The organism is Pseudomonas sp. C2B4 (genome assembly GCF_013359695.1).
Taxonomy (GTDB): Bacteria; Pseudomonadota; Gammaproteobacteria; order Pseudomonadales; family Pseudomonadaceae; genus Aquipseudomonas.
Genome location: NZ_JABFMU010000015.1, coordinates 51035 through 64556, shown reverse-complemented (window position 1 = coordinate 64556; position 13522 = coordinate 51035). Strand labels below are relative to the sequence as shown.

At 61.7% G+C, this 13522-nt stretch carries 11 protein-coding genes; 2 read left to right on the top strand and 9 right to left on the bottom strand.

Going from position 1 to position 13522, the window contains the following annotated elements; all coding sequences use genetic code 11:
* Positions 1-12: 12 nt before the first annotated feature.
* The 8 genes from HNQ83_RS12710 to HNQ83_RS12675 all read right to left on the bottom strand — a co-directional run bounded on the left by HNQ83_RS12710 (position 13) and on the right by HNQ83_RS12675 (position 9520).
* Positions 13-804: an enoyl-CoA hydratase/isomerase family protein gene (locus HNQ83_RS12710; RefSeq protein WP_175389279.1), complete on the bottom strand. Its 792-nt coding sequence runs from the start codon at positions 802-804 to the stop codon at positions 13-15.
* A gap of 333 nt (positions 805-1137) precedes the next feature.
* On the bottom strand, positions 1138-2550 hold the full coding sequence (locus tag HNQ83_RS12705; protein WP_175389278.1) for an amino acid permease: 1413 nt from the start codon (positions 2548-2550) through the stop codon (positions 1138-1140).
* 342 nt (positions 2551-2892) lie between these two features.
* Positions 2893-5166 (bottom strand): ATP-binding protein, encoded by a 2274-nt coding sequence (locus tag HNQ83_RS12700; RefSeq protein WP_175389277.1) that lies wholly within the window; start codon positions 5164-5166, stop codon positions 2893-2895.
* Entirely contained in the window at positions 5163-5933 is a 771-nt protein-coding gene (locus HNQ83_RS12695) for a transporter substrate-binding domain-containing protein (RefSeq protein WP_175389276.1), read from the bottom strand. The genes HNQ83_RS12700 and HNQ83_RS12695 overlap by 4 nt, the downstream gene beginning before the upstream one ends.
* Positions 5934-5938: 5 nt before the next feature.
* The gene (locus tag HNQ83_RS12690) at positions 5939-6655 is read right to left on the bottom strand and encodes a response regulator (RefSeq protein ID WP_175389275.1); all 717 of its coding nucleotides are present in this window, start codon (positions 6653-6655) and stop codon (positions 5939-5941) included.
* Positions 6656-6747: 92 nt separating this feature from the next.
* The gene (locus HNQ83_RS12685; protein WP_175389274.1) at positions 6748-7395 is read right to left on the bottom strand and encodes a TetR family transcriptional regulator C-terminal domain-containing protein; all 648 of its coding nucleotides are present in this window, start codon (positions 7393-7395) and stop codon (positions 6748-6750) included.
* A 219-nt stretch (positions 7396-7614) separates the two neighbouring features.
* The gene (locus HNQ83_RS12680; protein ID WP_175389273.1) at positions 7615-8397 is read right to left on the bottom strand and encodes a class II aldolase/adducin family protein; all 783 of its coding nucleotides are present in this window, start codon (positions 8395-8397) and stop codon (positions 7615-7617) included.
* 73 nt (positions 8398-8470) lie between these two features.
* Positions 8471-9520, bottom strand: coding sequence for an ABC transporter substrate-binding protein (locus HNQ83_RS12675; protein WP_175389272.1), 1050 nt, complete (start codon positions 9518-9520; stop codon positions 8471-8473).
* Positions 9521-9833: 313 nt separating this feature from the next.
* Between HNQ83_RS12675 and HNQ83_RS12670 the strand changes: the two genes are divergently transcribed.
* Positions 9834-11789 (top strand): FAD-dependent oxidoreductase, encoded by a 1956-nt coding sequence (locus HNQ83_RS12670; RefSeq protein ID WP_175389271.1) that lies wholly within the window; start codon positions 9834-9836, stop codon positions 11787-11789.
* A 180-nt stretch (positions 11790-11969) separates the two neighbouring features.
* The gene (locus HNQ83_RS12665; protein WP_175389270.1) at positions 11970-12566 is read left to right on the top strand and encodes a cupin domain-containing protein; all 597 of its coding nucleotides are present in this window, start codon (positions 11970-11972) and stop codon (positions 12564-12566) included.
* On the opposite strand, the gene HNQ83_RS12660 is transcribed toward HNQ83_RS12665, so the two are convergent.
* Positions 12563-13492 carry a helix-turn-helix domain-containing protein gene (locus tag HNQ83_RS12660; RefSeq protein WP_175389269.1) on the bottom strand — a complete coding sequence of 310 codons (930 nt, stop codon included), beginning with the start codon at positions 13490-13492 and terminating at the stop codon, positions 12563-12565. The genes HNQ83_RS12665 and HNQ83_RS12660 overlap by 4 nt on opposite strands.
* Between the last annotated feature and the right edge of the window lie 30 nt (positions 13493-13522).

The following is a 13522-nucleotide window of genomic DNA, read 5'->3' as shown; positions in this document are numbered from 1 at the left end:
GTGTGCCGTGGCTTATCGACCGATGAAGCGTGGCGGACGCTTTTCCATGGCGGCGCGCAGCGCTTCATTGCCGTCTTCGCTGCGACCGCATAACAGGCCGGCGGCCAGTTCCGCTTTCAGCTGCTCGGACAGGCTGCGGTCGGCGCCTTCGCGCATGAGCTTTTTGGTCTGGGCAAAGGCAAAGGTCGGCCCGACGGCCAGGCGTGTGGCCAGTTCGCTGGCGACGGTGTGCAATTGATCGTCGGCGCAGACATCGCTGACCAGGCCGGCGTCGAGGGCACGGTCGGCGCCCCACAGTTCGTCGAGGAACAGCAGGCGCTTGGCTTGCTCGACGCCGATCAGGCGTGGCAAGTGCCAGCTGGCACCCGCGTCCGGCGAATAGGCCATGCTGGTGTAGCCGGCCTTGAAGCGTGCCGATTGCGCGGCGATGCGCAGGTCGCAGCACAGCGTCAGGTCCATGCCCGCGCCGACGGCGGTGCCGTTGATGGCGGCGATGGTCGGTTTTTCCAGGCTGTGCAAGCGGGTCATCAGGGCATGGGCGGTTTCGGTCCAGCCATAGGTTTCCAGCGCGCCACGGGCTTCGGCTTCCGCCCATTCGTCGAGGTCGGCACCGGCGCAGAAGCTGCGTCCGCTACCGGTCAGCACCACGACGCGAACCGCAGGATCGGCGTTGTAGGCGTCGAGCAGTTCGTGGATTTTTTTCAGCGTCGGGATGTCCAGCGCGTTGCGCTGAGCGGTGCGATTGAGGGTGATCCAGGCAACGCCTGCTTCGACCTGACTGAGCAGCGAATCGTGAGTAGTCATGCGAGTCCTCGAATTATTTTGATTGGTCTGAGGTGTGGCGACTTGAGGCCATACTAAACGAGTGTTCAGTAAGGCGGCAATTGGTTGCTAAATAAGCTGTAACAGGCTTATAAATTGATTATCTAATTGATTTATAAGTATTTATTATCTTCGTACGATTTTTGACTGACGACTCTGTTACAACTTCGAACAACTGCCCACAGGACACCGCAAAAACAACTGTGGGAGCGAGCCTGCTCGCGAAAGCGGTGCATCAGTCAACGGGGATGTTGAATGTGATGCCGCCTTCGCGAGCAGGCTCGCTCCCACAGGGGGATGTGCTGAATAGGGGACTTATGCGCTAGGCAGGCTCGGCGCCAACACCGCTTCACGCTTGCGATGGAACAGGAAGTACGCGCCATAGCACAGCGCAATGAAGCCAAAGCCCCAGTACAGCGACGGCCGTTGGGTCTCATCCAGCGCCAGGAACACGAAGAGCGAGCAGCACAGGGTGATGCACATCAGCGGCAGCACCGGGAACCACGGGGCGCGGTATTTCAGGCCGCTGAGTTTTCCGCCATCACGCAGGTAGGCCTTGCGGAATTTGTATTGCGCCAGGGCGATGACAATCCAGGTCACGGTGCCGGACATGCCGCTCACCGCCATCAACACCATGAACAGCGTGTCCGCCGCGACGAAACTGGTCATCAGCGACACCAGGGCGAAGCACAGGGTGATGCTCAGGGCGCGCAACGGAACGCCCCGCTTGCTCAGTGGCGACAGACTCTTGGGCGCCATGCCGGTTTTCGACATCGCCCACAGGATGCGGGTCGAGGCGTACAGGCCGGAGTTGCCCACCGACAGGATCGCCGTGAGGATCACGAAATTCATCAGGTCGGCGGCGAACGGAATGCCCACCATGTCGAACACCTGCACGAACGGACTTTCCATCAAGCCCGCCTGCTGCCACGGCACGATGGCTGACAACACGACAATGGCCAGCACATAGAAAATCAGCACGCGGAACACCACGTTGCGCACGGCGCGCGGGATGCTTTTTTCCGGCTGGTCGGTTTCACCGGCCGCCACACCCATGATCTCGCAGCCCTGGAAGGCGTAGACCACGGTCATCATCACCGCGAACACCGCCGACAGGCCGTTGGGGAACAGCGAATCGCCGATCAGGTTGCTCATCATCGGTGCCGGTGCGCCGCTGGTCAGCGGGATCGCACCGAAGATCACCAGTACACCGACGACGATGAAACCGAGAATGGCCGCGACCTTGATCCCGGAGAACCAGTATTCCGCCTCACCGAAAGCGCGGGTCGCCAAGGCATTGATGCCAAACAGCACCACCACGAACAACGCCGACCAGTACCAGATCGGTACCGCCGGGAACCAGCGGGTCATCAGCATGCCAGCGGCGGTGAACTCGAGGCCGACCGTGGTGGCCCAACTCATCCAGTACACCCAGCCGATCATGAAACCGGTGGCCGGGCCGATGAATTTCGTGGCGTGGGTCTGAAACGAACCGGACACCGGCATCTGCACCGACAGTTCGCCCAGGCAGACCATCACCAGGTACATCAGGAAACCGGCGACCAGGTACGCGAGGATCGCCCCCAACGGCCCGCCCTGGTTGATGGTTACACCCGAGCCCATGAACAGCCCGGTGCCGATCACGCCACCCAGGGATAGCATGAAGATGTGCCGGCTTTTCAGCGCACGGGTCAGTTGGATGCCTTTGCGATCAGTGTTTTCGTTCATGTCGGCACCTCAGCAGTCAATGAGGTGCGCGGCGCAGGACAGGATGTCACGGCGCAGGGAAGGATCAGCTTTACGGCCATTCATTATTATTATCTCCAATAAGCTTCGAAGACCGCGCTGCGGCGGTTGGGTCGATTATTGGAAAGCCATGTAAGACCCTGTTGTACGTAAAGATCGAAGATGTAAAAAGTCGTAACAACCTTGTACACCCACGAGGCAATACGCATTTCCCTGTGGGAGCGAGCCCGCTCGCGAAGGCGGTGTACCAGTTCGCACATATGTTGACTGACACGCCGCATTCGCGAGCGGGCTCGCTCCCACAGTGCTATGCGGTTTTCCAGATCATCGCGGCAAGCCCACTCCCAGGAGGTCCTCCAGCGTTTGCAGCGACCGTTGGATTTGCGCTTGAACGGACGGCACCAGCGTGCGGATTTGCGTTTCATCATTGCCCAGCGCCGCCGTTTCCAACCTTCGCAGGACCTCAGCCAGCCCACGAAACCCCAGCGAATCACTACTGCCAGCCAGACGGTGCGCCAGTTGCGCCACCTCGGTGCAATCGTCGGCTCCGGTCGCTTCGTCCAGCGCTTCACGGTGCTGAAGGATCGAACGACGCAATCCCGCCAGCAAACCCTGGACCTTTTGTTCGCCGAGCAGCGTGCGGTGGGTTTGCAGCAACGGCCAGTCGATTGTTTCGTCCTCCACCACGGCCTCGTTGACCGTAGCCTGCCCCGCCAGCACCTGGCGCAGGCTTTCCAGCTTCAGCGGCTTGGCCAGAATGCCGTCCATACCGGCATCCAGGTAACCACGCACCAATGCCGGCTGGACGCTGGCGGTCAGCGCGATCATCGGCGTCTGGCGATTCGGCCCGTCGCTGCTGCGCAAATGGCTGCATAGTTCGACCCCGCTCATGCCCGGCAGATGCACATCCAGCAGGATCAGATCGAAGGTCCGCCCGGCACATTGGCGCATCGCGTGTTCTGCATCTTCGGCGAGCCACACCCGATGGCCGTCCCGTTGCAGCAGTCCCTCGGCCACTTCGCGGTTGAGCGCCACATCCTCGACCACCAGAATGTCCAGCGCCGCACCCGGTTCACTCACCATCGCCGGCTCGATGACATCGCTGGCCGGCTGCAAGGTCAGCTCGAACCAGAAGCAACTGCCGCGCCCGACCTCGCTGCTGACACCGATGCTGCCGCCCATGTACTCCACCAGATGTTTGCAGATCGCCAGCCCCAACCCGGTGCCGCCGAAGCGCTGGGCGATTTCTTCGCTGGCCTGGGTGAAACGCTCGAAAATCTTCGCCTGCATCGTCGGCGAAATACCGATGCCATTGTCCGTGACGCTGACCCGCAGATGCTGTCCGTCCTGCCCTTCAGCCTGGGTGAGCAATGCCACCTCGACGCTGACTTCGCCGTCTTCGGTGAACTTGATCGCGTTGGCCAGCAAGTTGCTGAGGATCTGCCGCAGGAATTGCTCGGCACCGTGGTGACGCGCTGCCAGCCGCTCATCGACACGGCTAAGCAGGATGGTCTGGTTGCTCAACGCCTTGGGCTCCAACAGGGTCAGCACTTCGTCGAGCAATTGGCGAATCGAGAAGTCCACTGGCTCGGGCAGGCTCGCGCCCTCCTCCAGCCTGGCGAAAAACAGCACTTCGTTGAGGATGCTCAGCAGCCCTTCACCGGCCTTGTGCAAGGCATCCAGACGCTTGCTGTCCTGTTGATTCAGGCTGGCGCCACGGAGCAATTCGGCCATGCCAAGAATGCCGTTGAGGGGCGTGCGCAGTTCGTGGCTCATGGTCGCCAGAAACCGCGACTTGGCCTGGTTGGCCGCTTCGGCTTCCTCCTTGGCCCGCATCAGGCTGGCGGTGCGTCGTTCGACCCGGCGCAGCAATTCATCGCGATTGTCCTGCAAGGCGAGGCGATCGGTTTCGCGGCGGTCGATGTCACTGAGGATGGCGCGGCGCATGTCATCCAGGGCGTAGGCCACGCTGTCGATCTCGTCTTCCTGGGTGCTGCGTCGCTTGTCCAGACGCAGTGGCTCGTGCCATTGCCCGGCGGCAATACGCCGGGCGAATTCGGCCATGACTTGCAGGTGGCGGGTCACCAATCGATAAAACAGGCCGGACAGCGCCACCGCCAGACCGCAGAGAAACGCGCCCATCCACAACAGGCTGGTCAACCCGCTGGCGTACAGGCGCCGGTACACCGCGCCCAGATCGGTGCTGACTTCCAGTTCGCCCAGTTGACGCAACGGGCCGGAGGGCGGTTGGTAGTCCAGGGCAAAACGCTCGATGCGCAACGGGCCGACCGGGTCCGGGTTGCCTTGCAGCAAGTCGTAGTCCGGACTGATCAGGTGCACCCTTGCCACGTCGGAAAAATCCACCAGGCCGCGCATCTGCACGGTCAGTTGTTCCTGATTCAAGTCCCACAAGCTGCGCTCCAGACTGGCCAGGTAGCCGGCGCGAATCAGCTCCATGCGCGAATCGATCTCGCGCATTTCCCGGCGGTATTCGATGTACAGCTGCACGCTGCTGGCGAGCACGGTAAAGCACAGGCTGAACAACAGGATGAACAACAGCAGGCGACGCAGCAGGCCACCGGGACGGGCACGGATCATGGCGCGTTCTCCGGCAGGTTGATCATGTCGCGGTAGGTGACTTCGCTTTCATTGAGCAGGCGCTCGATGTCGCCGGCCTCCACCATGCGTTGCAGTTGCGCATTGATGTCCGGCATGCGCGTGGCCAGCGGCGAAAGGCGCGAAACGGCAACCCGCAGATAGTCGACGCTCAGGGCATTGGGCAAGGCGACGATGTCTTGCGCGCCGGGCAGGTTTTCCACGTACAACTGCCCGGTGCGACGTTCCTGGGTGATGAAGTCGATACGTCCGCGAATCAGCTTGCCGAAGTTCTGGCGGCTGTCAGAGACCCATTCGATGTTGTTGTTTTGCGCGACCATGCGATCGAACTCCACGCCGTAGCTTTCACCGAAAAGCAGTCCGCCCCGGTAGTTGGCCAGATCCTGCAGCCGTTCGAATGTCACCGGGCGCTGTCGATTGATGAACAAGGCCACCTCTTCACGCAGCACCGGCACGGTGGAGAACAGCATGCTCTGTTCCCGTTGCGCAGTGCTGTAGGCCAACACCACGTCGACCCGACCTTCGGCGGCGTCGAGCAAGCAACGTTTCCAGTTGCCCAGCACCACGACTTCGACCTCGTAGCCCAGTTCGCCGAACAGCTTTTTCACCACGCTCGGCGCCAGCCCCCGGACCTGTTTACCGTCGCTCCAGGAAATCGGCGGGTACACCGGGTAATCGCAATAGCGCACCTTGTCCGCCGCCTGCGTGATGCCCGACAGCAGCACCAGCAGCCAGAGTAGTCGCCCCACGCGGCTCACGCCGCCAGGCTGGCGGTAAAGAGGTAACCGGCGCCGTGGATGGTGATGATCAGCTGCGGTTCGGCGGGATCGTCGTGCAACTTGCGACGCAAACGACCCACCAGCACATCGATGGAGCGATCGTTGGGCACCCATTCGCGATTGCGGATCTGGTCCATCAACTGATCGCGGCTGAGGGTGTGGCCGCTGTTGCGCAGGAACACGCTGAGCAACTGGTATTCCCCATGGGTCAACAGCGTTTCACTGCCGGACGGATCGATCAGTCGACGGCGGTCGGTATCCAGCGCCCAATCGGCGAACTGTTTGACCGGTTTGGAGACAGGCGCCACGGGTTGCGGGGATTGTGCATGGCGAACCCGACGAATCAGGTTTTTCGCCCGGGACACCAGCTCCCGTGGATTGAGGGGTTTGATCACGTAGTCATCGGCGCCGCATTCAAGGCCGACGATGCGGTCGATTTCATCGTTGCGCCCGGTGATCAGGATGATCCCCACTTCCGAGCGCACCCGCAGTTCGCGGGTCAGGGTCAGGCCGTCCTTGCCCGGCAGCCGGATATCGAGCATGACCAGGTCCACGGACTGGCTGGCCAGGAAGGTTTCGGCCAGTTCCGCCGTGGCGGCGCAATGAACGTCGTAGCCTTCCTGGGAAAGATAGGCATGCAGCAGTTCGCGAATCAGCGGATCGTCATCGACGATCAGTACCCGAGGCGTCATTACAAGGAGTCCTGCACAGGCCCGAAGGCGTATTTCTTATTAGAGTGTTTTGTTGCATCTGCGCCAGAGAGTAGCCACTGCTGAACAGGCGATCAACAGCTGCTCGTCTGCACGCAAAACCTTTGGCGCCCGCCCGCTTGCAATCCGTCGACCCAGGCCTCGCAAATCTGGATGCCCTGCTCCGGGGTGAAAGTGCCGGGGTTCAGGCCCAATTCCAGCCACAGGCCATCGAGCAAGGCGCTGAGGCTGATCGCCGCGAGATCGGCGTCGAAGTTTTCCCAGCCTTCTTCCTGCGCCAACTCGGTCAGCGCCTTGCCCAGGATGGCGCGGTACTCGCCATAGGAATGATCGTGAGCCTGATTGATCGCCTCGGCGGTTTTCACCGCGCCCCAGAATGCCAGCCAGGCGTCGATCAGCTGCGGGTCGAGCAATTCGGCGGAGAACGAACCACGGAAAAACGCCGACAACCGCTCGCGGGCATTGGGTGCCGCCTGCTCCATGGCATCGCGCAGCAGGGTCATGACCCGGCTGGTGATCGCCATATAGGCCTCGGCCACCAGTTCGTCCTTGCCGGAATAGTGATGGCTGATCAGCCCCACCGACACACCGGCCTCGGCGGAAATCTTGCGGATCGAAGCACCCTGGAAGCCATGGCGTTTGAGGCACACCAGCGTCGCCTCGATCAGATTGGCCTTGCGCAACTCCGGTTCCATGCGGGAAAAACGGGCTTCCTGATTCATGGCGACATGCTCCTGGATTCAATCGTTGGGGCTCGCGTTTTTTTGGCGAGCTGAACGACTGTACAGCAAGAGTATGCACGCCTGAAAGACCGCTTTCGCGAGCAGGCTCGCTCCCACAGTTGATCCGGGTTGCCGCACATATTGGCGCTCGACACCTGACCCCCTTGTGGGAGCGAGCCTGCTCGCGAAGAGGCCAGCCGCCTCACCACAGGGTCTGAGTCAATCCCGATACCCCGGCGCCACCCGATCCAGCAATCTCAACAACGCCGCCCAGGCCAGTTGCATGGCATCCGGGTCAGTCAGTTCACCCTCCTCCAGCGGCCGCCCCGGGTCATTGAACTGGCGCTCGGTGTGTTCGCACACCTCAGCCGATGGCAGCACCAGTTCGCCGGCAGCTTGCGCGGCCAACTGAATTTCACAGGCCTTTTCCAGGTAATACATGCGCAGGAACGCCTGGCTGACGGTTTCACCCACGGTCAGCAAACCATGGTTGCGCAACATCAGCACTGGCTTGTCGCCCATGTCCGCCACCAGCCGCTGCTGCTCGCTCATGTCCAGCGCCACGCCTTCGTAGTCGTGGTAAGCGACCTTGCCGTAGAACTCCATGGAAATCTGGTTCACCGGCAGCAACCCGCACTTCAACGCGGCGACCGCGCAGCCGGATTTGGTGTGGGTGTGGAGCACGCATTGCGCGTCCTCGCGGGCGCCGTGAATCGCGCTGTGAATCACGAATCCGGCAGGATTGACCGGATACGGCGACGGTTCGACCGCCCGGCCCTCCAGATCAATCTTCACCAGATTCGACGCAGTGATTTCATCGAACATCAGCCCATAAGGGTTGATCAGGAAATGATGCTCCGGCCCCGGCAGGCGCACCGAAATGTGGGTAAAGATCAGGTCGGTCATGCGGAAATGCGCAATCAGGCGATAACAGGCGGCCAGTTCTTCGCGCAGGCGCTGTTCAAGGGTGCTGCGCACAGGCGCGGCAGTCAGGTCATTCATTGTTGTGGTTCTCCAGGCAGATCGGCTGGCAGACATTACGGCTGGACGTGCACCGACGTCCAGCCGCCGTCGTTTACCTGCTGGCCCAGGCGTTGAAGCGTTCCTCAAGCTCCTCGCCATGATCGACCCAGAAGCCGACGTTCATCGACAGCGCACCCTTGAGGTTCTGCGGGGCGGTCGGCACCCACTTGGCCAATTTGTCGTCCAGTTGCGCGGCAGCCAGGGTGTTGGTCGGCCCGTAAGGGATCAGGTTCACATAGTTGACCTGGGCATCCGGCTGATTGGTAAAGGCGATGAAGCGCTTGGCCTGATCAACATGTTTGGAGCCCTTGATGATCGCCCAGTAATCCATGCCGTACAGGCTGCCGGGCCAGACCAGGCCAAGGTGGCTGCCTTTTTGCGCGGCGTCGGCAATGCGTCCGCTGTAGGTCGAAGTCATCACCACATCGCCGGACATCAGCCATTGAGGGGGTTGCGCGCCGGCCTCCCACCACTGGATCCAGGGCTTGAGTTCGGTCAGTTTGGCGAACGCTCGGTCCACGCCTTGCGGGGTGGCGAGTACCTTGTAGACGTCTTCGGTTTTCACCCCGTCGGCAAGCAAGGCGAATTCCAGGTTGTACACCGCACGCTTGCGCAGCCCGCGTTTGCCGGGGGTTTTCTTCACGTCCCAGAAATCGGCCCACGAGGTCGGGGCTTGCGCCAGTTTGTCGGTGTCGTAGGCAATCGCCACGCTCCAGACCATTGCCGCCGATCCACATTCCTGTGCCGCTTCGGGGATCAACTGCTCGGCACGCCCCAGTCGCGTCCAGTCAAGACGCTCGTACATGCCCTCTTCGCAACCGCGCATCAGGTCCGGGCCTTCGATCTGCACCACATCCCAATCGACGTTGCCGGTGTCGACCATCACTTTGATCTTCGCCATCTCACCGTTGTATTCGGCTTGCATGACCTTGCTTTGATCCAGCGTGGCGAAAGGCTGAAAGAACGCCGCGTCGAGGGCTTTCTGCCCGGCCCCGCCGTATCCGACCACCACCATGTCCGATCCTGCCTGAGCGTTGCCAAGGCCCAGGGCCATGGACAACACCAAGGGATAAAAACCGTGCTTGAGCATGTTCGATTTCATCAATGGTTCCTCGTGCAGGTGCCGCCGGATTTGTGTCCGTTTGGCCCTTTTTTATTGTTGGTGAGGTTCGCCCCAGGAGCGGGCTAGAAACGAAACTACTGCAAGCCACAGTAAAAAAACAAGTTGATTTTTTACTGGCGGTAAATTTCTATAGAACAATAATAACAACCGAAAACCTGATACCTCTGTAGGAGCGAGCCTGCTCGCGATGGACGTTAACGAAAACTCGGGCCGCCTGATTCCCCGCGGTGCCCGGACTTCCATCGCGAGCAGGCTCGCTCCCACAAAGGCCAGCCCGCTGGAGTAGCCGTACATGTCGACCCCCGCCTTCGCGCACCTGTTCGAACCCTTGCAGATCCGTGGCAAGCGCCTGAAAAACCGCATCATGTCCAGCGGTCACGACACCTCCATGCCCACCGACAACCTGGTCAACGAGCAGTTGATCGCCTATCACCGGGCGCGCGCCGAAGGCGGTGCCGGGCTGATCGTGTTGCAAGTGGCCGGCGTGCATGACAGTGCGCGGTACACCTCCCATGTGCTGATGGCCACCGACGACGCCTGTATCGACGGCTACCGGAAAATCGCCGACACCTGCCATGCCCACGGCACTGTGGTGCTGTCCCAGGTGTTCCATCCGGGGCGGGAGATTATGGAGTCCAGCGATGGCCTGCTGGCGGTGGCCTACTCCGCCTCTGCGGTGCCCAATGAGCGTTTCCGGGTGATGCCACGGGCGCTGGATCAAGGGATGATCGACGAGATTGTCGCCGGTTATGCCGCCGCCGCCCGACGCCTGCATCAGGCCGGGATCGATGGCGTGGAAGTGGTGGCCAGCCACGGTTACCTGCCGGCGCAATTCATCAATCCACGGGTCAACCGCCGCACCGATGGCTACAACGGTGAACTGGAACAGCGCCTGCGTTTCCTCCGTGAAGTCATCGCTGCAATACGCGCCAGCACCGAACAAGACTTCATCGTCGGCCTGCGGATTTCCGCCGACGAGCGCGACCCCGAAGGCCTGACCGAAGACGAATCCCTGGCCGCCGTGCAATCGCTGCAGAGACAACTGGATTACGTGCACATCGTCGCCGGCACCTCGGCCTCGCTCGGCGGCGCGGTGCACATCGTGCCGCCGATGGCGATTGAAGCGGCGTACCTGGCCAAGGAAGGCGGGACGTTCAAGGCCAGCCTGGACATTCCGTTGTTCGTCACCGGGCGCATCAACCAGCCCCAGGAAGCCGAGCTGATGATCGCCCGTGGCCAGGCCGATGTCTGCGGCATGACCCGGGCGCTGATCTGCGACCCGCAAATGCCCAACAAGACCGACACCGGCCACGTCGAGGACGTGCGTGCGTGCATCGCCTGCAATCAGGCCTGTATCGGCCACTTCCATAAAGGGCTGCCGATTTCCTGCATCCAGGCCCCGGAAACCGGACGCGAGCTGATCTTCGGCCAGCGCCAGGCGGCAAAAACCCGCAAACGCATCATGATCGCCGGCGGTGGTCCCGCCGGGATGAAAGCCGCCGCCGTCGCCGCCCAGCGCGGGCATGAGGTGACGCTGTACGAGGCCAGCTCGCAACTCGGCGGTCAGGTGCTGCTGGCGCAATTGCTGCCTCGGCGCAGCGAATTCGGCGGTGCCAGCACCAACCTGCAGCGGGAAATGGAACTGGCCGGGGTGCGCGTGGTGCGCAACACCCGGGTCGACCGAGCTTTGGTGGAACAGGAAAAACCCGACATGGTGATCGTCGCGACCGGCGCCGAACCCTACTGGCCACACTTCGAGCGCGGGGGTGAATTGCAGGTGGTGGATGCCTGGCAGGTCCTGCGTGATGAAGTGAAGATCGGCCGCTCGGTGGTGGTGGTCGACTGGCGCTGCGACTGGATCGGCCCCGGTATCGCCGAACGCCTGACCCGCGCCGGGCATCAGGTGCAACTGGCGGTCAACGGTACCCATTGCGGGGAAAACCTGCCGTTGTACGTGCGCGATCACCTGGCCGGCGAGCTGCACAAACTGGGTGTGCCGATCACCCCTTATGCGCGGTTGTATGGCTGCGACGACGACACCGTCTACCTGCAACACACCGCCAGCGGCGAAGCGATGCTGATGGAAAACATCGATACGCTGGTGTTGTGCCAGGGCCATCAGCCGGTAGATACCCTTGGCGCCGAGTTGCAAGGGTTGGTGGAGTTCCGACGTATCGGCGACTGCCTGGCACCGCGCACTGCCGAAGAAGCGATTTATGAAGGGCTGAAAGTCGCGTGGGCGCTTTAAGCCTGTTTATACTCCGGGGCCTTTGACGAACAACGCATAAAACTGTGGGAGCGAGCCTGCTCGCGAAGGCGTCATGCCAGTCGATATCAATGTCGTCTGACAGACCGCTTTCGCGAGCAGGCTCGCTCCCACAGGGATTGTGCACATTAGCTCAAGCCCCTCCCCGGTTCGGAATTGACCATGAGCACCAACAGCACCACACAACCCGCAACCGGCGCCGCCGAACAACACTTTCTCGGCACGCGGATTCGCGGCCTGCGCAAACGCCGGGGCATGACCCTGGCGGAACTGGCGCAACAGAGCGAACTCACCGCCGGCTACATCAGCCAGCTGGAACGCAACCTCGCCTATCCATCGATCCCGGCGCTGTTCAACATTGCCCGCAGCCTGGGGGTGACCATCCAGTGGTTCTTCGCCAGCGAAGCCAACACCAACCCCGAAGACGACGGTGTGGTGGTGCGCAAGAACAGTCGCCTGAGCGTGCATTACGAGGACGGCATCGTCGACCAGTTGCTGACCCCGCCACCCAACCGCCAACTGGAAATGCTCCACTCGCGGTTCCCGCCGGGTACTTACAGTCAGCAGAGCTACAGCCACGAAGGTGAAGAAGCCGGATACCTGCTGTCGGGCAGTTTCGAGTTGTGGGTGGGCGAGCGTTATTTCCAGCTCAACGAAGGCGACAGCTTCAGCTTCTCCAGCCAGGAGCCGCACCGTTACGGCAACCCTGGCGAGGTGGATGCGGTGGTGATCTGGGTGATCACCCCGCCCACCTTCTAACGCCGCCCGCGCCCGGGCGGAGTGACACTCGCGCGCTTGAGGGTGTCGCTCGGCAATTCCTTGAACAGCGCGCGATAACTGCTGGAAAACCGACCCAAATGCCAGAACGACCAGTGCATCGCCACTTCGGCCACGGTGGTCTGCGTCGGCGTGCTGCCGAGCAGTTCGCGACGGGCGCTGTTGAGCCGGCGCAGGCGTAGCCATTGGGTCGGCGCCATGCCGGTATAGGTTTTGAAAGCGTGCTGCAACTGACGCAATGAAACCCCGGCGACCTGGGACAGTTCCAGCAGATTCAAGTGTTCTTCCGGCGTGTCCGCCGCCCATTCCCCTACCCGCTTCATGATCGCCCGCTCGCCAGCCCGGCGCTGCAACGCACCCTGGTCCAGGCACACGCAGGCGTTGTCGAGAATGAACAGGCAATCGTCCAGCAATTGCTCGGTCAGGGCTTCCCGGCTCGGGGGATCGAAGGTCTGCGACAGCCGCGTCAGCGTCCCGCTGAGCCAGCGGCTGAACAATGCGTTCTGCTGCGAATTGAGCGGCGCGAGGAACAGCCCTTCGAGCCGGGCGACGTCCAGTTTGTGACGCTGGACAAACTCCGGACCGAACACCACGGCGATTTCCTGATAGTTCTCCGGGGTGATCCAGATGTTGCGGCTCTCGCCATTGAGCACGTACAGCGCGTTGTCGCTGCGATCGAAACAGAACGCCAACGACCCCTGGGGTGCACTGAAATTCTGCTCGACCCGCGTGTTCATCGACTCCTCGTAAATCTCCACGCCCTGCAAATCCAGATAACGCACCAGACCGGCGAAATGCCCCGGCGACATCTGCTGGTAATGCTGGACCCAACCCGGCGTGGCGCGGATTTGCTCGGCGACATCGGCGGTGTTGAAGGCTTGGACTTGTAGTGAGTTACACACGTTCATGGGACGATCTCGCGCACTCTTTTGGTGCGC